Raw genomic sequence first — 19,167 nt, forward strand, 5'->3', positions numbered from 1 at the left:
ATCAAGGTGACCTCCAGCATCGAAACCGGCAAATCGCTGCTTCTGCGTTTTGGCCATCTCTTTTCCATCATCGGGGATATTGAATTGGTTCGAGACGTTCCTGTCCAATCCCAGATTGAAGCCGTTAACGAATGCCTGTTCATCGGGCTGTCGTTTGATTATATCAGGCAGCATGAAATGACGAACGCCCGCTTTACCTCCGCCTTGCTGGATCACCTGAGCTACAAACTCCAGACCTGCACGACCGCTTCCCGCATCAATCTGTTGGCTTCCATGGAGAACCGGTTTGCCAGCTACCTGATGTCCACCATGTCGCCTGGACCGGATCCTTCCTTCGGGATGGAGCTGAGAACCGACCATATCGGGGAGATTGCCAGCTTGCTTGGCACCACGCACCGACATTTGAATAGGGTAATGCATGCCTTCGCCCAAAAGGGGGTCCTGGAACGAAACGGACAGACTATCCGCATTCTGAACTGGCCAGCTCTGGAGCACGCCTCGAACGGCATCCGCTATGAGTAGATCCCCCGGTCGAAACTTTTTTCGCGGATTCTTGTAACGAATCGGCCATGACCCGGTCATATAGGCAAGGAGGTGAACAGGTGACGGATTTGCACCAGATCTACCATCAACACTTTCAAGACGTGTACCGGTTTCTGCAGTCGCTAAGCAGAGACGAGCATGTTGCGGAAGAACTCACGCAGGAGACGTTTTTCAAAGCACTGAAGCATATCGATTCGTTTCAAGGCACGTGCAAGCTGAGCGTGTGGCTATGCCAAATCGCTAAACATACATACTTCTCCTATCTTGATAAACAAAAGCGGTATGAGCCGGCCCCGCAGATCGACCACGGCAGCGGTCAGGATATCGCATGGAAAACCGTGGAAAGGGCTGAGGCTTTTCGCATCCATCAAATCCTGCACCGGATGGACGAGCCGTATAAAGAGGTGTTTACGCTGCGAGTGTTCGGGGAATTGTCGTTTGGCGAAATCAGCCGGCTGTTTGGAAAAACCGAGAGCTGGGCAAGAGTCACCTTCTTTCGAGCCAAGCAAAAAATCCAAAGCCTATACAAGGAGGGGAATCAATCGTGAGCCGAATATCGTGCGAGATTATTCAGGATTTGCTGCCTTTGTACCATGATGATGTATGCAGCGCAGACACCAAAACCTTGGTAGAAGAGCATCTGGCGGATTGCCCGGCTTGCCGGGAGGTGCTGAGCCATATGAGCTCCCCGATGTCGCTGCCCACCCAAACGATGGAGCAAAACAAGGATGAGGGAGCCGCCTTGCGGCAAGTTGCGGCCCAGTGGTCGCGCACCAAATGGATCTCGTTTACCAAAGGTCTATTGATCAGCTGCTTAGCAGTCGGCCTCTTGTTCCTGGCATATGCGGGACTGTTCGAATGGAACATTACAAGCGTGCCGACCCGCGTGATGCAGGTATCCGATATCAGTCAGCTGAAGGATGGGCGCATTGCTTATCACGTGAAGATGACCGACGGCTATAATGTCAACCAAGCCAGCTACGATACGGATGAGGAAGGAAACTTCTATGTGACACCCAAGCGTCCCATCATCAAATCTAAAAAATTCGCGAATATGGGACTGTCCAATATGTACTATACGAACGATATTGAAGAGCGAAATGCCTACGAGAAGAGCTTTGGCGACGGCGTTCAGATCAAGGCCCTCTACTTGGGGACGCCGGATGACCGCGTTCTGATCTGGGAGCAAGGCATGGAGCTGCCACCGGCAAGCGAGTCTGTCGAGATGCAGTTCAGGAGCGGCGAGTAAATTTTATTTGTATTAAAAAGACCATCGGATGCCCTAATGGCTTCCCATGGTCTTTTCTTGAACCTTACACCAAGTCGGCCGGATGATTACGCCGAACCTTCCGCTCGATCCAGCCGTAGATCAAGCCGATAACCCCAAACAGCATGACTGCGTTGCTGACATGAAGTTCATATTCCTGTATGAATCGATCATCATAGATTTCATAGAACAGCACGATTCCGGCCGCAGCCCACATTACGGCATACAGCAGGGCATTCAGGATGAGTGAAGCTCTGACCCATCGAATCATGCCCATTAACCACGATAAAGGGAGCACGATCACCGGGTATAGAAGCGAGGATATGAGAATCGGGATAATCATCAGAACAAAACCCGCATTACGAAGGCCGAAATATTCCGTCGTCGTGATCTTGTATCCTTCGGTATACTCCAAGCCTACGACAGCACCGGTAAACAGAAATATAAAGACGAACCACAACACAAAATATCTGGCCACCCGCAAGTTGTACACCGCCCTGTCCGTTTATGTCATAGACGAATTCGTGCCGGAAAAAGTTACATGCGTCTTCATTTCATATCGTCAAAAAGTAATTCTGCTTACTCCGCAGGCTCACCAGCCGCTTCCCAGCGGTCGATTTCCTTGCGGACCAAAGGGGCGACTTCGGTCCCCAGCAGTTCGATGGCCCTCATGACTTCGTCGTGAGGCATCGTTCCCACAGGCACATGCAGCATAAAGCGGGTAATGCCCACATGCTTGCGCAGGTGAATGATCTTCTCGGCCACCGTCTCAGGATCTCCTACATACAATGCACCTTCGAAGCTTCGGGCCGCATCGAATCTTGCCCGGTCATAGTACCCCCAGCCGCGCTCCCGTCCCAGCACGTTCATGCTGGCTTGGGTTGAAGGGAAGAACTTGTCCGCTGCCAGCTCGGTTTCTTCCGCAATGAATCCGTGGGAATGCGAGCCGATCGGCAGCTTTGACACATCATGACCGGCATGAGCTGCCGCTTCTTTATACAGCTTGACCAGCGGCGCGAACTGCAGGGGACTGCCGCCGATAATCGCCAGTACCAGCGGGAGGCCGAGCAGGCCTGCCCGCACGACCGATTCCGAATTGCCTCCGCTTCCGATCCACACCGGCAGCGGGTTCTGAACCGGACGCGGATAGACGCCCAAGTTATGGATCGCCGGGCGATGCTCGCCCTGCCAAGTGACTTTTTCCGACTCGCGTATTTTGAGCAGCAGCTCCAGCTTCTCCTCGAACAGCTCGTCATAATGACTCAGATCATAGCCGAATAACGGGAACGATTCGATGAACGAACCCCTGCCGGCCATAATCTCCGCGCGTCCGTTCGAAATCGCGTCCAAGGTGGCAAAATCCTGAAAGACCCGTACCGGATCCGCGGAAGACAGCACCGTCACCGCGCTGGTCAGCCGAATCCACTTCGTCTGCGACGCAGCCGCGGCAAGAACGACCGCAGGCGAAGACGCTGCATAATCCTTGCGGTGATGCTCCCCTACGCCATAAACATCCAATCCAACCTGATCGGCCAGGACGATTTCCTCAACCACCTCGCGCAGCCGCTGCGCATGGCTTATCACTTCGCCGGTCTTCACATCCGGCCACGTCTCCACGAACGAGCTAACCCCAATCTCCATTATGATTTCCTCCCTATTATGCTTTGCCGCGGTCAAAACCGTAGGCAAAGGTTATCGATGCTTCCCGCCTAGGGCAGTCCATATCGTTAATCATCTTGCAATTATCTTTATATTGAACTTTTGGCTCGGATTTTTCAAGTTACAAGTTAACTGATAACGTGAAATCGGTGGATTCGATGCATTGGGAATCCAAAAATGACCGGGATCCATACGGATTCCGGCCATTCATTTTACCTTTTCACCATGCATTTGAAATGGGCTTATTGTTTCGATGCCAAGTATTCCTCCAACCGATCCCAGGTTTGGGTAATGCCTTCTTCCATTCCCATATCCAATACCGCTTGGAGCGCTTCCGCGGATTCATATACCCCTCGATTGACCAGCTTGGTCTTTCCATCCACTTTCTCAAACGTCATCGTCACCGTGGTTGCGGGCATTCCCTCCGCAATATTGCCTTCCGCATCCGAGAAATAGTCGATGTAGACGATTTTCTCGGGCTCGTCAATTTCCTGGTAGACCGATTTGCCCCAGGATTCCATACCATAGAAATCCCCTTGATTCTGATCCATGCACTTCATGCAGTAATGCCATTGGCCGCCAGGACGGAAATCCATGTTGGATACGGTAACTTCCCATCCGCGAGGTCCCCACCACTGCTTCAGATGCTCTCCATCGGTGAGCACCTTGAATACCAGCTCTCTTGGTGCATTAAATACGCGCTCCAGTACGATCACTTGACCTTCTACCCGTGTAATCATTTTGCTTGTCATTATCTATTCCTCCTCGAATTAGATGGTGTTTATTCTTGTTTCTTCATATCCGATTGAAGCTTCTCCAAGTAATCATCCAAGTTGTCAAACCGTTCGTTCCATATGCTGCGGTAATTATCGAGCCAACGGTCCAATTCCTGAAACGGCTCCGACCGCAGCATGTAATTCCGTCGGTTTGCATCCGCCCTCACCTCGACCAGTCCGGCATCCAGCAGCACCTTCAAATGTTTCGAGGCTTGAGGCTGGCGAATGTCAAGACGTTCGGCGATTTCCCCTACCGTAAGCGGCCCCTTCTGCAGGAGATTCACGATGCGAAAACGGCTTGGTTCGGCTAATGCGTTAAATGTGGTCAGTTCCATCTTGTCGTGATGACGGGTACAGACCCGCTGTTACAGCGTTTACGGTGAATGTCTGTTCTCTCTGTTACCGTCACCATCATCACCTCTTTTTTCGGCTTCTTTTTTGCTGCCGTTCTTCTTGTCTTAAATATACCATGAAGGGAATATTCCTGTAAAGGAATATTTAGATGTTTTTTCAATTTATTTTTATCACAGCGCAAAAAAAAGCAACAAACGCGGCTCCTTACCTGACCTCGCTTATTGCTCCTCTTCGCTTTACTATTCGTATTCCTTATCGAAAGAACACCTTGTCCACATTGTATTTGGCCTTGAATTCATTAATGATGTAGGTTTCATATATCTCTCTATGCACGGCATCTTCAATGACGCAAACCTCGATGCTCGCCACTTCGTTCCGATGCTCCTTGATCGGGGAGACGCTGTCTTCAAAATGCTTCTTGATCCGCGGTCTCAGCTTTCTTGCTTTGCCAACGAACAGAAGCTCCCCTTTGCTGTTGTAGAACATGAAAATCCCGCCCCGGTCTCTCGGAATCAGGTGAAAATCCGTAAATCCGTAAATATGGCTCAGTTCCGGAGCATCCTGCTTGGTTATGGTGACGTCCGGCTTAGGGATGGTTATATGGATCACGACTAACGTTCACTTCCTCTATTCAATGTATTGACCTAAATCGTATCACTGATCGGCTCATTTGCCCATGCGGAAAATACAACAGACCCTTAACACCCTTCTCTGGGCATTTGCATAGGATGAGATTATGTATGACTAATTCACGATGGGGGTCTTTTCCATATGAGCATTCAATATCCCGGACACCAGGAGCAAACCTTATATCAAGCTGAACCCAGCATGAAGCACAGCATCAAATCGGTTCGCGATCATATCCACCATCTATGCAAGCAGCATGCGAACCAGCTGGTTCGCGTCGAAACGCTTGACGGCGATGTTTTTGAAGGTACGATCATGCATTGCGAAAAGGGAATTCTGTACTTGAGCATGCCCGGATACGGAAACCAGCGCGGCTTCGGTCCCAGTTACTATAATAATGTAATCCTGCCACTTGTCCTCTTCGAATTGCTTGTCATCACCTTGCTTTACATCTAGAAGAAGATCTAGGCTTACATCGTTATTCGGCAGCGTCCCACGTAATTCCAAACCTAATTACCCGATTAAGGAGTGAATTCATTATGGCATTTATGCCGCCGCAAGGACCCCAGGGACCGATGCAAGGGCCCACTTCCCCGCCCCCAACATCTGTCCCCCAACAGCCTTTGGCCAGTACCTTCGCAGTTGATCCTGGAGCGATCAGGGGCTGTTTGTTCAGAAATACCTATATTTGGCCGACACGTGGACCCGGCTTCTGGTTTTTCCCGACTTTTGTTGGCCGCACCTCGGTTGCCGGCTTCCGCTGGACGGGATGGATGTGGGTATATTCAGGGCTCGACTTAAGAAGTATCGAGTCGTTCACCTGCTTCTGATGCTCTTATATCAAAAGGAATGGGTCAATCCGCTCCCACAGGCACCTCTATAGCGCCTGCTTATGGGAAGAGCGCCTGCAATGGCGCTCTTAAGCTCTTACATGACGGACAAGCTCCTGTTCATGGAAGAGTCTACCTTAACAGGATGCCCCTGTTTTACGAAAAATAAAGTTCTTGATTATCCTCCCGCTACGTTAAATAATATGTAACAGTCCCTCTATAAAACCGATAATGGAGATTGGATTATATCTTTAACATACAGAGCAGAAAGGTTGACTTGAACACCATGGATATTTCGCAACATGCCACTGGGGAAAAAAGCGGCAAAGAACCCTTTCCCATCTCTATACTCTCTCTCACCGTGGGTGCATTTGCCATTGGCATGACGGAGTTTGTCATTATGGGGATCCTCCCCAATGTAGCCGATGATCTGAATGTCAGCATCGCGTCTGCCGGGCAGCTGATTACGATGTATGCCCTCGGGGTAGCCGTAGGAGCCCCTATTCTGACCGTCCTTACTAACCAAATTCCGCAGAAAAAGCTGTTACTGCTGCTCATGGGCCTGTTCATCCTGGGCAACGGCATCTCGGTCTTCGCTCCGAACTATGCCGTTCTGATGGGCGCCCGGATGCTGACCGCGCTGACGCACGGGACCTTCTTCGGCGTGGGCGCTGTCATCGCATCCAATCTGGTGCGGCCGGACAAGCGTGCCGGAGCGGTGTCCATCATGATGGCAGGATTAACGATAGCCAATATCATCGGGGTTCCGATCGGTACCTTCATCGGCCAAACGATGGGCTGGCGCGCTTCATTCGGCGCGATTGCCATCATGGGCGTGTTGGCATTGATCGGCATCCTGATTTTCATACCTAAGATACGGCAGGAGCAAGCGACAAGCATCGTTCAGCAGATCACGGCCATCATTAGACCCCAGCTTCTTCTCTTCCTGCTGATTGGCGCGCTTGGCAATGCCGGCCTGTTCGCCGTCTTCACTTATATCGCGCCCCTGCTGATTGAGATCACGGGCTTTGCGGAACCCAGCGTCACCTGGATTCTGATCCTGTTCGGTATCGGCGTGACCGTCGGCAACATCGTAGGCGGCAGGCTGGCGGACTGGAAGCTGCTGCCCTCCATCCTGGGCGTTTACTTTGCGACGGCCGTCATTCTGACCATCCTCACGGTGACTATCCATCACCCGTTCACGGCTGTGCTGACCATCGTGCTGTGGGGAGCCGCCTCTTTCGCCGTTATGCCGGGAATGCAGGTGCGCGTGATGAGTCTGGCCCAATCCGCTCCTGCACTGGCCTCCACAGCAACCCATTCCGCAGGCAATCTCGGAAATGCGGCGGGCGCTTTTATCGGGGGATTGGTCATTACGCATCTAAGCTTAACGGCCCTGCCTTGGGTGGGCGCCGGATTGGTAGCGCTCGCCTTCATTCTGGGAGCAGCCTGCTATATGTATGAGCGCAAGGCCGTGACGGCTAATGCCTAAAGGGCTCCAACAGGCATGAAAAGCCGATCCTTTAACCGGGACGAGCAGTAAGAAAGGCGTAACCGGACATGTGCACGGTTACGCCTTTTTGCATCTATATATGCGTTGATCCATCGGTGCTACAACGCCTTGATCTCCAGCAATTCGTACTTCACGATGCCCATCGGCGCTTCCACGTGGACTTTATCGCCTACCGCTTTGCCCATCAGCGCTTTGCCGAGCGGGCTTTCATAAGAAACTTTATTGTTCGCCACATCCGCTTCAGCCGGGCCGACCACCTGATATTCAAGCCTCTCCGAAAACTCGATGTCATTCAGGACGACGTTCGAACCGACATTCACCGTCGTCGAGCTGATATCCTTAGCGTCGACGATCCGGGCGTTGTTAAGCGTTTTTTCCAGGATGATGATGCGCGTTTCCATAAACGCCTGGTCGTTCTTGGCCGAGTGGTACTCGCTGTTCTCCTTCAAGTCACCATAGCTGATCGCGAGCTTGATCCGTTCCGCTAATTCTTTGCGTTTTACATACTTGAGATCGTCAAGTTCCTCCTGGAGTTTGTCATAGCCCTCCTGGGTCAAGATCAGTTCTTCTGCCATGCTCATCACATCCATTTTGTAGTTTCTTACTTCTAGTGTACTCTTTATTTCGAAAATAAGCGAAAATTTTCTGAAATATTATGGATGGAATATTTGGTATTTAATACCTAATGGTAGTTTCGACCGATCAGCGCCAACGAAGCGAACAGATTTTAATGCATGTGAACCTGGCCGCTATGCATAAAGCCCCAGATGTCTCCGCGAGGAGAACCAGGGGCTTATGATCTTACTTTCAAATCATTATGCATTCGTTTCGAGCTCGGCCTTCAAGGCCTCATACTGCTCCATCAGCTCGCCCATGATGGGATGCTCTCCGGCAATGCCGGTATATTGGGAAGCCGTGTCGCTTACGCCGATATCCCGGACGGAGGCTTGCAGCTCCACGCTTTCCGGATCTTCCGGAACATCGAACAGCAGGGCCGCCGCCATGGATTTTGCCAGGCTCTTATACTCGAGTCCGCTCTCGAAAGCCAACATAGCCGGCGAAACCAGACGGTCGCCCGGGGACAGCTTCCGGATCGGGGAGCGGCCAACGCGGGACACCTCGTCGGTCAGCGCGGGATTGCGAAAACGCTCCAGGATGGTGTCAATGTACGCTTGGTGCTCGGAAGGATCGAAGCCGTGCTTGTGTATGAGCGCAGCTCCCGTTTCCTCGAGCACCGCGCGGACATGGCCTGCAACCGCTTCGTCCTTCATGGCGTCCTGGATCGTCTCATAGCCTTTCAGAAAGCCTACATACGCAGCCGAGCAGTGACCGGTATTCACCGTGAACAGCTTGCGTTCAATGTATGGCTCCAGGCGGTCCACGTAGTGTATGCCTTCAACAGGGACATAATCCTCAAACATCTGCGAACGATCCACCGCCCACTCATAGAACGGCTCCACCACGACCTTCAGACGGTCCTCATGCTGCTGCAGCGGCACGATCCGGTCTACGGCCGCATCCGGGAAAGCCACGAGCTGGTCAGCCTTACGCTTCGTCTCGTCATCAAGCTTCCCATAGACATGCTCTTTCAGCTGCGAGCTGCCGCCGATGGCGTTCTCGCATGCAATAATATGAAGCGGCGATGCCGAGCCCGTTTGCAGCCGAAGCTTCAGCCCCTCGGCAATGGTGCCGGCGATAAATTTGAGGATGTTGACGCCGACCGCCGTCGTGACGAGATCCGCTTCCGCTACCGCACGCGCGGCAGCTTCCGGTTCCGAGGCGCTATTGAGAGCGGTGATGCCTTTGACCACCGTGGTCTCCTGCCCTTCGCTGGCCAGGGTTACGGGATACTCCCCGCGCGCCTTCAGCTCTGATACCAGCTCTTCGTTTACGTCGACAAAACAAACCTCATAACCGGCCTGTGACAGCAAGAGCCCTATAAAACCGCGTCCGATGTTGCCCGCTCCGAAATGGACTGCCTTCATGCGCCCATTCCTCCCTCGAAGATGGCCAGAATCTCCTCCTCGCTGGAAGCGTTCATGACCTTCTCAATGCTCTCGTCATCCGTGAAAATCATGGCCACATTCGTCAGAATCTCCATATGGTCGCCGCCGGCAGCCGCGATGCCAATGACGATGAACGCCGGCTCGTCTCCGCCGAAATCCACGCCTTCCGGGAAGCGAACGATCGACAATCCCGTGGAGATGACCATACCTTTTGCTTCTTTCGTGCCATGGGGAATCGCAAGTCCCCCGCCCATGTAAGTGGACGCAATTTCTTCGCGTTCGAGCATTTTATCCACGTAATCGGCCGATACATGGCCTGCCTGCACCAGCAGGTTCCCCGCCATGCGAATGGCTTCGCTCTTGCTGTCAGCCTTTGCGTTCAGTACGACTTTATCTTTGGACAGTATGTTATTCATGTTAGTCTCCCTCTTTCTATGGTCTGTGATTGAAAAAATGCTGAAGCTCTTCCGCCAAATAGGATCGAATCTCTTCCTCGCCGCCCCGCTCCATCAGCTCGATCAGCTCGGAGCGAAGCAGCATGGCGCTGATTTCGCTGAGCACCTCCAGGCTCTCCTTCGGGAGCTGCTTCGGTGCCAGCATCAGCAGAATGACGCCCGCCTGGGCCCCATCCTCAAGCGGCGCTCGATGCGCCAGCCTGAACAAGGACAGCGAAGGCCAGGTGATATAGCGGCTTCGCGTATGGAATAAAGCCAGCGTCGTGTCGGGAATTAGCTGGGTACCCATCCGTTCGCGTTCAAGCAGGCGCTCCTTCACCATCTCCGCATCACGGACAGCCCCTTGCTCATATACCTTGGCCAAAGCCTCGTTCAAAGTGCCCTGCAAATCATTCTGAAGATTATCCAGATGGTAGACATGGAAGCCGTCCAGAAGCGATACGATTTCGTTCATCAGGGCGGCCTGCATGCGGAGCCGCTCGAAAGATGCAGCTTTACGATCTTCCTCGATTCGGCTGATTGCAGCCCTGCTGCTGGCCGGCTCGAAGGATGTGCTCTGGATGAATCGAAGCAGCGCCTCTTTATCATCCGCCGTCAGCAACGGGCTTAATCTTACATATCGATCCTTCGGCAGCGGCAGATCAATGGTCGATATGATGAGATCGTATTGCTCCTTCGGGATCCGCGCCGCTTCATACCACGATACGTTGCCGAGCACCTCGATCTGCGGCATCTCCTTGTTCAGCCGGGTCCCGAGAAGCCTGGAGGAGCTGAGACCGCTGGAGCATACCAGGATGGCCTTCAGATGGTGTCCCGGCTGGTTCAGCCGTTCGCTCGATGCTCCGAAATGCATAACCAGAAACCCGATTTCTTCATCCGGGATGCTTAAATCCAGCTTCAGCTCGTCGACCGAGCGCCGGACGACCCCGAACAATTCCTCATAATCCTTCCGAATCGGACTGAGCAGCGGATTTCGGATCCGGGTCCCTTCCCGAATCCGTTTCAGTGCAGCCCCGATGTGCTCCACCAGACCTGCCCGCAGCGTGCGGTCCTCCTGGAACGGAATGCCGGTGCGCCCCTGAACCCGTTCGATCAGGCGATGGGCGATCTCCACCATTTCCACGTCCGCATGAACCAGTTCGCTGACCTCGGACATGTTCTTCGCCGCCTCAAACAAATAGGCGATATAGATCATTTCAGATTCGGGGAAAATCATCTCCAGTTTCTCGCCGAGGCGACCAACAAAATCTCGCGCCTCCTCGACGGAAACAGAGGAAGGAGGGTATCCCGCGATATCGGCAGCTTCCATGCCCCGTCCCCGCTTGATCCTGTTTACGGAAACCGATAACGCGATCAGCGTCGAAGTGTAGGCACTCTCGCTAAGATCCTCCGTCCAATCCCAATTCATATCCCACAAGGTTTTCTCTACATCCAGCAAAGCCGGTTTATCGATCATGGACAGCAGCCGGGCCGTCACCGGTTCCCGCGTGTCGCTGTATCCGTCACCGACAAGATCGGAATAATCCAGATATTCCTCGGCGAGCCTGCCAATCGCCCTTCGCCTTACGCCTTCCGCGCCGTCGATTTCGATGCCGTAGCCCCGGCGCCGTATGAGTTTCAGGTTAAACCGCTTCATCCACGGCTCCAGCTCATCCAGATCATTGCTCACAGTCGGAACGGTTACCTTCAAACTATGGGCCAAAGCAAACAATTTGATGGGCTCATCCGCCTCAAGCAAAGCGCACAGCATGAGGATTTTGCGTTCTTCCACGGAATAATCGGCCGGCTTCCCCGCAAGCAGGGATCGTCGCAGCAGGGACAACCCTTCGGGCTTCTCTTCTTCCAGCCGGATGCCCGTTCCCGACTTTTTGAGAAGCACAACGCCCGTACCTTGCAGGTCTTTCTCGATCTCCTCCATTTCCCGGTGAACCGTCCTGACGCTGACCCCAACGTCAGCGGCTATTTCTGCAGCCGTCATGCCATCGGTCCTGCTCATGAGGAGCAGAAGGATTTGTCGCTGGCGGGCAGTAATGTGTCCCAGATCCATGGCTCCCTTCTTCATGAAATGGAGACAACGCCGGCGTAAATACGCCAGCGTGTCATATGGTTCAAACTTATGTTAGTCTTTGAGTCGTTCCACCAGCTCGTCATATCTCGGACTCTTCAGGAAGTTGTCGATCGAGATATGCTCGGCATTCGGATTCTTCGCGATGGCACGCTCGGTGAGGGTCTTCTGGGTAATGACGATATCCGCGTCATCCGGGATTTCGCTTACCGCCGAATTCACAACGGTAATATTGACGCCCGCTTGCTGCAGTTTCTTTCTTAGTACCGAGGCGCCCATCGCGCTGGAGCCCATGCCGGCATCGCAAGCGAACACGATTTTATTCACGTTCTCTTTGTCCAGATTGGCCACAGCCGCGGAAGCCGGAGCCACCTGGTCGTTCATGCCGCCGGTTTTCATTTCTTTCATCTTGGCGGATGCTTCTTCCAAATTCGGTTCTTCTTCTGTTTGTTTACCCGTTTTCAGCAGCAATACTGCTACGATAAAGGAGACAATCGTTGCAACAAGGACACCGGCCAGTACCGGAACCAGGCCGCCCTTAGGCGCCATGGCGAAATAAGCAAGGATACTTCCCGGCGATGCAGGTCCCACGAGTCCTGCCCCAAGAATCTGGAAGGTGAACGTTCCGGCAACGCCGCCCGCAATAGCGGCCAGAATGAGAACCGGCTTCATCAAAATATACGGGAAATAGATCTCATGGATACCGCCCAGGAAGTGAATCACAACCGCCCCTGGCGCGGAGGATCTGGCAGAACCGCGTCCGAAGAACCAAAAGGCGAGGAGAATGCCCAATCCAGGTCCCGGATTCGATTCCAGCATATACAGAACGGATTGGCCGATCCGCGCCGATTCCTCCGTAGCGAGTGGACTGAAAATCCCGTGGTTGATCGCATTATTGAGGAACAAGACCTTCGCCGGTTCAATGATAATATTAACCAGCGGCAGCAGGTTGGCATCGACCAACACGTCAACGCCTGCTGAAAGCACCTTGGTAATGCCCTGTACAAGGGGACCAATACCGGTGTAGGCCAGCAGCGTCAGCGCACCGCCGATAATACCCAGCGAGAAGTTGTTCACCAGCATTTCAAAGCCCGATCTGATTTTGCCGTCAATCAGCTTATCAAACTGCTTCAAGACCCAAGCTGCCAGAGGACCGACAATCATGGCACCGAGGAACATCGGAATCTCTGCTCCGACGATAACGCCGATCGTGGCAACCGCACCGATAACCGCGCCCCGTTTGCCGTGGATCATTTGTCCGCCCGTATAACCGATCAAGAGCGGGAGCAGGTAAGTGATCATCGGACCAACCAGAGCTCCCAGCTTCTCGTTCGGGAACCAGCCGGTTGGGATGAACAGAGCCGTAATCAGGCCCCAAGCGATAAACGCACCGATATTCGGCATCACCATGCCGCTAAGGAGCCGGCCGAGCTGCTGAACCCTTACGCGAATGCCTTTGGAAGCGTTTGTATTTGTCTCGTTGGACATCGTACTGACCTCCTAGTCATATTTGAAAATAAAGCTGAATGTTGTAGTGTTGCTTTCATCTGACACCTCTATGTTAAGTCAGCCCGGCAAAAGGCTCAACGAAAGGAAAAGCGGGTTTCGTCAAGAATATTGTTGACAAATTTTAAATGGATCATGTCATCCTTATGAAAATGCAGTCCTGACGCGGTTTCATTCGTAGAACAAGCCCGCTCCTTGATCCTGTATATTCCAAGTTTCTAGCGAAGGGACGTAATTTCACGGATTGCGTATACCCTCGTCATAAGTTCACAACATGCCTTCGGTAAACTAAAGCCATCTCGGCTAACATCGTGAATCGAAAATCCAACGTTCTGGAGGTATCTTGCGACATGAACATACGAAGAAGAAATAACATGGGCCTGCCAATGCTCTCTATCATACTGCTGGCTTTGCTCGGCGTTCCCCGCGTCATTGCCCACGATTTGCAATGGGTCGATCCCCACGGGATCATCAACCGGCTGCTTGTCTTCATTCCCCCGATCGTCTGGATACTCTATGTACTCCGCAAACGGCATCACGTTCAACATCCTTTTCTGCCCTTAATGGCCATCGGAGCCGTCTATGGGCTCTTTCTTGGCATCACGCATCAGCTGTTATGGAATATGGCCTTCGAAACGCCGCCGGCTTTAGGGGGCAACCTGGCCGACCTCCCTGCAGCAGCCAGCGGCCTTTTGACCCGAGCTTTCGCCTTCATCAGCAGCATCGTGACCGGTACCGTCGTCGGCATCGTCTGCGGCATTGCTGCCACGGCGCTTCATCCGCTGGTGAAGGGAAGATCGAGAGGTTAACCATAACAGGCTGATATCAAAAAGAAACGTCGAGAATCTCTCGGCGTTTCTTTTTCTTCAGCAAGCTTTCTTTCTATACAAAATGAGACAGCACGAACACGGCCGGCGAGTTCCAATAAATAGCCACCTCATTGGTGGAATAGCTCTCCATCACATCGGCAAAAGAGGCTGCGGGCGCCCTGCCGGCCAAGTGCTCACGCGCATAATCGTCGTGAAGTCCCTTGTTCGGACCGCCGGAGACGAGGCCCGGAACCGGCTCCTCCACGCCGTCGCCTTCGGAAGGACGGTGATGGGGATGTCGGATCGGTCTCGCCCCATATCCGGTAACATAACTTGTCCCCATCACGTTCGCACCGAATACATAGTGCACATGCTCGTGCACATGCCGCTCATAGTCTTCGGAACCCGACAGTCTTCCCGCCACCAGCAGGAGCATCGCGTGGTTCATGACCAGCATATTGCTGCCCCAGATATATTGATCCGGCAGAAGCGAGAGGCCATAGCCGTCCCGATCGCTGACAGCAGCAAGCTTATTCGCACGCCGCAGCAAGCCCGCCATCAATTCTTGCGCCAGCTCGGGCTCTTCTTCCTGCTCCGACATCAGATAGGCAAACGTCCCGTACCCCCCCATGTCCGCCCATCCCAGCTCGTATTTTCCGAAGGAGTCCTGCTTGGCTAAAGCTTGGAACGCCTCATGATATAGCGTTTCTCCCGTTGTACGGTATAACTCTGCAGCTGCCCAGTACCGTTCGTCCGCATCCTGGCCATCGCCATATTCGCCCGTAGCGATATCAGCCGGATTGCGGAAGCCCGGCTCGTCGGGATGCTCCTCCAGCCACGCCCAAGCCCGCACCGCTGACTTCAGGCAGCCCGCGGCGAAGGCCTCATCATAGGGAGAATAGATCCGTGCCGACATGGCCATGATACCGGCAAAACAGCCGGTTGCCGTTGCGGAGATCGGCGACAAGTACAGCGGGAGCGTATCGTCCTCCGGCATGACGTCTCCCGCTGGAAACTGCAGCGTCGTGAGCTTATGGAACACGCCCCCCGATTCCTCATCCTGCATGCGCTGCAGCCAATCCAGCTCATACCGGCATTCATGCAGCACATCCGGCATGCGGCCGTCGCTTTCCGGCAGCGGCAGCGGCTGGGCAAACGCTTCGGGGTACAGCTCGAAGGCCAGCAGCAAGTCGGCGGCGGCTTTGGCGCCAGGCACGACGTACTTGCCATAATCCCCGGCATCATGCCATCCTCCCCAAGCATCCACCCGCCGCGATTCATGTCCATGAACGATGGCCGGCGTGAGATGGCAGGCTTCATGCTTCCAAGGCCCCGCATGCGGCTCATCCAAAGCTGTCCCGCACCGGAAATAATAAAACGCTTTCAGAATTGCTCGGTGGGCATCCTCATATACATCGTCGGCAATGACAAAAGCTTCCGACGACTGCCCATCCTCCATCTCGATTCGATAGGTACCGGGTGCTTCCCATACCGTAAAATCCCCTCTGCTTACCGTCTGCCCGCTGGACGCATCCTCTATGGCAGGCGCCGTCTGCCCCTGCCAAACGACCTCGCCATTTCGCGCATTGACGATGCGAAACCGTCCGCCCTGACCGGCAATGACGGCAATCTTGGCGTCCCGGCCCCGATAACCTAACTGGTTAACGGCAATACCCTTTTGCTGTACGTGCTCCATGTTCATCCCCTCTGCACATCCCTTTCGATTATCGTTTCATTCGAAACTTCCATGCTATAACAGTTCGCTGGGGCCTGCCATTTCCCTCTCACCGCCATCGAATTTGTCCTGTTCATGCAAGCAAGCCCTTCCTGCATGGAGGAAGGGCTTGCCGTTGCATGGTTCCTTAGATTTCATTGCGTCTTTGTTTTTGCGATGGTCATTCAGCCGTCGACTGCAAAATATAGCCTTTTCCGCGGATGCTCTCAATGGCCAAAATATCTCTTGTCTTCTTGCGGACCCGGTAGATCAGCGCATTCAGCTCCTCCGAGCTCACATCCGGCACTTCGTCCGTCCCGTAGCTTCGCTCGGGCCAGACGTATGCCTTGAGCTGCTCCTTGGACACGAACTGTCCTTGGTGATTGACGAGCAGCTCCATGCACTTGTACTCTTTTTCCGAAAAAACGTACACGTCCTCGCCGTATACCAGCTCCTGCTTGAAAGGATTCAGCTTAAGCCCGCCGGAGCCCTCAACCGCCGCCAGCTGCTTGATCAGCGGGGTAATGTCCATCGTCTCATCCATGCTGAGGATGGAGAAGGACAGCACGATCAGATCTCCCGCAAGCACGATGGTATCTCCATGCTGAAGGGGTATTTCATCATGGGGGGCCAGCCGTGCCTGATTTACGAAGGTGCCATGCTTGCTGTTCAGATCCTTGATGCTGAACTTCCCGTTTCGATGCAGCAGCGCCGCATGCCGCCGGGACACAAAAATATTGTCAAACGCGATATCCGGATCAAAATGCTGGCCCTTGCGGCCAAGCACCGTGATCGGTTTGGTCAAAGCTATAACGTCTCCGCGCTCGTAGGGATTTCCCCGCTCCACCATCAAAAAGGAGGATTTGTCCATCATGCTCCCTCCTGTTCCCATATACTCGCTCATTCGTATTTGTTAGTTCGTTATTATGCAATTGTTATGTTCCAGCCATTGAGTATGCGCCCAAAATCACTAAGATTTAATGTAGAAGGATATAAATAGAGAACTTCGTTTAGAGACAGAGAAAAATATAAATCTACTATTGCATATTGTATACGATTTTGGGGGATTGGATCATGCGAAAACTAAAAAGATGGAAGAAAATCATGCTGTTTTTTGTTGTGCTGTTTGTATTTCTGTTCGTTAACAATTCATCTCTGTTCACCAAAGACCGTGACGGCGAGCCGCTTCTGCTGGCGCATCGCGGGCTTGGGCAGACCTTCACGATGGAAGGCATTAAAGCCGACACGTGTACCGCCTCCCGCATCTATGTGCCGGAGCACGCTTACCTGGAGAACACCATTCCGTCCATGAGAGCCGCCTTCGAGGCAGGCGCCGATATTGTGGAGCTGGATATCAAACCGACCAAAGACGGCCAGTTCGCCGTGTTCCATGACTGGACGCTGGAATGCCGCACCAACGTGGAGGGCTCGGTCAAGGATTATACCATGGACGAGCTGAAAAACATAGACATCGGGTACGGCTACACGGCCGACCAGGGAGCGACTTATCCTTTTCGGGGAAAGGGAGTCGGGCTGATTCCGTCGTTAGACGAGGTGTTGGAGGCATTCCCGGACGGCGCGTTTCTGATCCATATCAAAAGCACGGACCCTGAAGAGGGAAAACAATTGGCCGATTATCTGTCCGGTCTGCCGGTGAAGCGTCTTAGCCAGCTGACCGTTTACGGGGACGACCAGCCGATCCGCACGTTAAAATCGCAGCTCCCCTCGCTGCGCGTCATGTCCATGGATACGCTCAAGAGCTGTCTCGTATCCTACGCCGGGGCCGGCTGGAGCGGCTACCTTCCTTCGGTTTGCCGTAACACCCAGCTGCATATACCAGAGAAATATGCCCGTTATTTATGGGGATGGCCGGATAAATTCCTAAACCGGATGGACAGCATCAATACGCGGGTCATCCTCGTGGCCGGGGACGGCGGCTGGTCGGAGGGCTTCGACTCCGTAGCGGATTTGGAAAGGCTGCCGGACGACTACAGCGGCGGGATTTGGACGAACCGGGTCGACGTTATCGCCCCGGAGCTGACCATAAAGAAGACGGAATAAGTCGAAGCATCGCTTTCGTTTCAATTCATGAATATAGGCGGGTCGAAAGGCCGCATAAACCGGAAGATCCGCCCTCTAAAAAGCCCCCTCTCGCTTGCGGGGCTTTTTTTTATTTTCATAGGGTCAAAGGGCAAAGTTTTTAGGGTGTTTTTACCGATGACTATTAATAGGGTCTTTTATCCTAAATTCATGCTGCATTCATTGAAATATATAGGAGTTGATATTTTGGCCAGGGAAACAGAAAAAAAGGGAATGGCCTGGTTTAAGAATGCCCGCTCGAACCAGAACCAACCCGAGAAGAACAGCGCCGAACACCAGGAAATTGCCGTAACCATCGAAGAAGAGCCGGCATATTCCGCGGAGCCTGAACTGCCCGCCGCGGAGAGCAGCAAGCATCTTTTCTCCAAGGACAACCAGGACAAAATCGGCCTCGACGTCATCGTTTCGATCGAGAACATGCTGAAGGAGCGTCAATTGCTGTCCTATAAGAACAAGGGCCTGGAGGATCAGCTATTTACCGCCAACGAGACGATCAACCGGTATAAGCACGAACAGATCAAGCGCGATCAGCTGGTCCAGGAGAAGAACAAGGAAATCCGCGAGCTCGAGAACGTGCTGACCAACAAACAGATGAGTTACGACCAGCTATTGGAGGATTACAAGGAATACCAGCTGACATCGAACCTGGCGTACGAGAAGCTCTCCAACCAGCTGGAGACCGAAACCGCCAAGTACAACAAGCTCTACGAAGAGTCTAACAACACCCAATATCAGAGCATGCTCAAGATCAACGCTCTTGAAGAGAAGGTGCGCGAGCTGGAGATTGCAAACCAGAAGTATGCGGAGCAGTACCAGAACATTCTGGACGATAAAGCCAAGTTGATGCAGACCATCAATGATTTTACCGAGAAGATGTCCTTCTCCTTCTCGCCAAAAGCATCGGCTCCCAACACACCATCGGAATAAGCATAATCACTGCATG

20 protein-coding genes are annotated in these 19,167 nt (G+C 53.1%); 8 read left to right on the forward strand and 12 right to left on the reverse strand.

The window, feature by feature from the left end:
• Positions 1–6: 6 nt before the first annotated feature.
• The 3 genes from M1D70_RS30580 (at position 7) to M1D70_RS30590 (ending at position 1,792) form a co-directional block, all read left to right on the forward strand.
• Positions 7–522, forward strand: a complete 516-nt coding sequence (locus M1D70_RS30580; protein WP_456288748.1) for a Crp/Fnr family transcriptional regulator — start codon at positions 7–9, stop codon at positions 520–522.
• A gap of 80 nt (positions 523–602) precedes the next feature.
• Positions 603–1,091 carry an RNA polymerase sigma factor gene (locus M1D70_RS30585; RefSeq protein WP_456288749.1) on the forward strand — a complete coding sequence of 163 codons (489 nt, stop codon included), beginning with the start codon at positions 603–605 and terminating at the stop codon, positions 1,089–1,091.
• Positions 1,088–1,792, forward strand: coding sequence for a zf-HC2 domain-containing protein (locus M1D70_RS30590; RefSeq protein WP_009591222.1), 705 nt, complete (start codon positions 1,088–1,090; stop codon positions 1,790–1,792). Before M1D70_RS30585 ends, M1D70_RS30590 begins: the two co-directional genes overlap by 4 nt.
• A gap of 64 nt (positions 1,793–1,856) precedes the next feature.
• On the opposite strand, the gene M1D70_RS30595 is transcribed toward M1D70_RS30590, so the two are convergent.
• The 5 genes from M1D70_RS30595 to M1D70_RS30615 form a co-directional block, all read right to left on the reverse strand.
• A complete protein-coding gene (locus tag M1D70_RS30595; protein WP_456290517.1) occupies positions 1,857–2,288 on the reverse strand; it encodes a hypothetical protein in 432 nt (143 codons plus the stop codon).
• Positions 2,289–2,389: 101 nt separating this feature from the next.
• Entirely contained in the window at positions 2,390–3,451 is a 1,062-nt protein-coding gene (locus M1D70_RS30600; RefSeq protein WP_009591187.1) for an LLM class flavin-dependent oxidoreductase, read from the reverse strand.
• 260 nt (positions 3,452–3,711) lie between these two features.
• Positions 3,712–4,221, reverse strand: coding sequence for an SRPBCC domain-containing protein (locus M1D70_RS30605; RefSeq protein ID WP_456288750.1), 510 nt, complete (start codon positions 4,219–4,221; stop codon positions 3,712–3,714).
• A gap of 29 nt (positions 4,222–4,250) precedes the next feature.
• The gene (locus M1D70_RS30610) at positions 4,251–4,580 is read right to left on the reverse strand and encodes an ArsR/SmtB family transcription factor (RefSeq protein ID WP_009591218.1); all 330 of its coding nucleotides are present in this window, start codon (positions 4,578–4,580) and stop codon (positions 4,251–4,253) included.
• Positions 4,581–4,851: 271 nt separating this feature from the next.
• Positions 4,852–5,208 (reverse strand): nucleotide excision repair endonuclease, encoded by a 357-nt coding sequence (locus M1D70_RS30615; RefSeq protein WP_009591150.1) that lies wholly within the window; start codon positions 5,206–5,208, stop codon positions 4,852–4,854.
• 162 nt (positions 5,209–5,370) lie between these two features.
• Here M1D70_RS30615 and M1D70_RS30620 point away from each other — a divergent pair, with 162 nt between their 5' ends.
• Both M1D70_RS30620 and M1D70_RS30625 read left to right on the forward strand, forming a co-directional pair.
• Complete coding sequence (locus tag M1D70_RS30620) at positions 5,371–5,682, forward strand: hypothetical protein (protein ID WP_009591136.1); 312 nt, start codon at positions 5,371–5,373, stop codon at positions 5,680–5,682.
• A 660-nt stretch (positions 5,683–6,342) separates the two neighbouring features.
• A complete protein-coding gene (locus M1D70_RS30625) occupies positions 6,343–7,548 on the forward strand; it encodes an MFS transporter (protein WP_456288751.1) in 1,206 nt (401 codons plus the stop codon).
• Between the two features lie 119 nt (positions 7,549–7,667).
• On the opposite strand, the gene greA is transcribed toward M1D70_RS30625, so the two are convergent.
• The 5 genes from greA to M1D70_RS30650 all read right to left on the reverse strand — a co-directional run bounded on the left by greA (position 7,668) and on the right by M1D70_RS30650 (position 13,583).
• Positions 7,668–8,144 carry a transcription elongation factor GreA gene (greA, locus tag M1D70_RS30630; RefSeq protein ID WP_036671773.1) on the reverse strand — a complete coding sequence of 159 codons (477 nt, stop codon included), beginning with the start codon at positions 8,142–8,144 and terminating at the stop codon, positions 7,668–7,670.
• Between the two features lie 240 nt (positions 8,145–8,384).
• Positions 8,385–9,554 (reverse strand): mannitol-1-phosphate 5-dehydrogenase, encoded by a 1,170-nt coding sequence (locus tag M1D70_RS30635; RefSeq protein WP_456288752.1) that lies wholly within the window; start codon positions 9,552–9,554, stop codon positions 8,385–8,387.
• The gene (locus M1D70_RS30640) at positions 9,551–9,991 is read right to left on the reverse strand and encodes a PTS sugar transporter subunit IIA (RefSeq protein ID WP_009591149.1); all 441 of its coding nucleotides are present in this window, start codon (positions 9,989–9,991) and stop codon (positions 9,551–9,553) included. The genes M1D70_RS30635 and M1D70_RS30640 overlap by 4 nt, the downstream gene beginning before the upstream one ends.
• A gap of 16 nt (positions 9,992–10,007) precedes the next feature.
• On the reverse strand, positions 10,008–12,077 hold the full coding sequence (locus M1D70_RS30645; protein ID WP_456288753.1) for a BglG family transcription antiterminator: 2,070 nt from the start codon (positions 12,075–12,077) through the stop codon (positions 10,008–10,010).
• 72 nt (positions 12,078–12,149) lie between these two features.
• Complete coding sequence (locus M1D70_RS30650) at positions 12,150–13,583, reverse strand: PTS mannitol transporter subunit IICB (protein WP_009591133.1); 1,434 nt, start codon at positions 13,581–13,583, stop codon at positions 12,150–12,152.
• Positions 13,584–13,951: 368 nt separating this feature from the next.
• Between M1D70_RS30650 and M1D70_RS30655 the strand changes: the two genes are divergently transcribed.
• A complete protein-coding gene (locus M1D70_RS30655; RefSeq protein ID WP_456288754.1) occupies positions 13,952–14,410 on the forward strand; it encodes a hypothetical protein in 459 nt (152 codons plus the stop codon).
• A 73-nt stretch (positions 14,411–14,483) separates the two neighbouring features.
• Here M1D70_RS30655 and M1D70_RS30660 read toward each other — a convergent pair whose 3' ends face one another.
• Both M1D70_RS30660 and M1D70_RS30665 read right to left on the reverse strand, forming a co-directional pair.
• Positions 14,484–16,106 carry a glycoside hydrolase family 9 protein gene (locus tag M1D70_RS30660; RefSeq protein ID WP_456288755.1) on the reverse strand — a complete coding sequence of 541 codons (1,623 nt, stop codon included), beginning with the start codon at positions 16,104–16,106 and terminating at the stop codon, positions 14,484–14,486.
• A 199-nt stretch (positions 16,107–16,305) separates the two neighbouring features.
• Positions 16,306–16,998, reverse strand: coding sequence for an FHA domain-containing protein (locus tag M1D70_RS30665; protein ID WP_141397989.1), 693 nt, complete (start codon positions 16,996–16,998; stop codon positions 16,306–16,308).
• Between the two features lie 200 nt (positions 16,999–17,198).
• Between M1D70_RS30665 and M1D70_RS30670 the strand changes: the two genes are divergently transcribed.
• Positions 17,199–18,185 (forward strand): glycerophosphodiester phosphodiesterase family protein, encoded by a 987-nt coding sequence (locus M1D70_RS30670; protein ID WP_433941833.1) that lies wholly within the window; start codon positions 17,199–17,201, stop codon positions 18,183–18,185.
• 225 nt (positions 18,186–18,410) lie between these two features.
• Positions 18,411–19,151, forward strand: a complete 741-nt coding sequence (locus M1D70_RS30675; RefSeq protein WP_456288756.1) for a hypothetical protein — start codon at positions 18,411–18,413, stop codon at positions 19,149–19,151.
• Positions 19,152–19,167 lie beyond the last annotated feature (16 nt).

Source organism: Paenibacillus sp. AK002 (genome assembly GCF_053903045.1).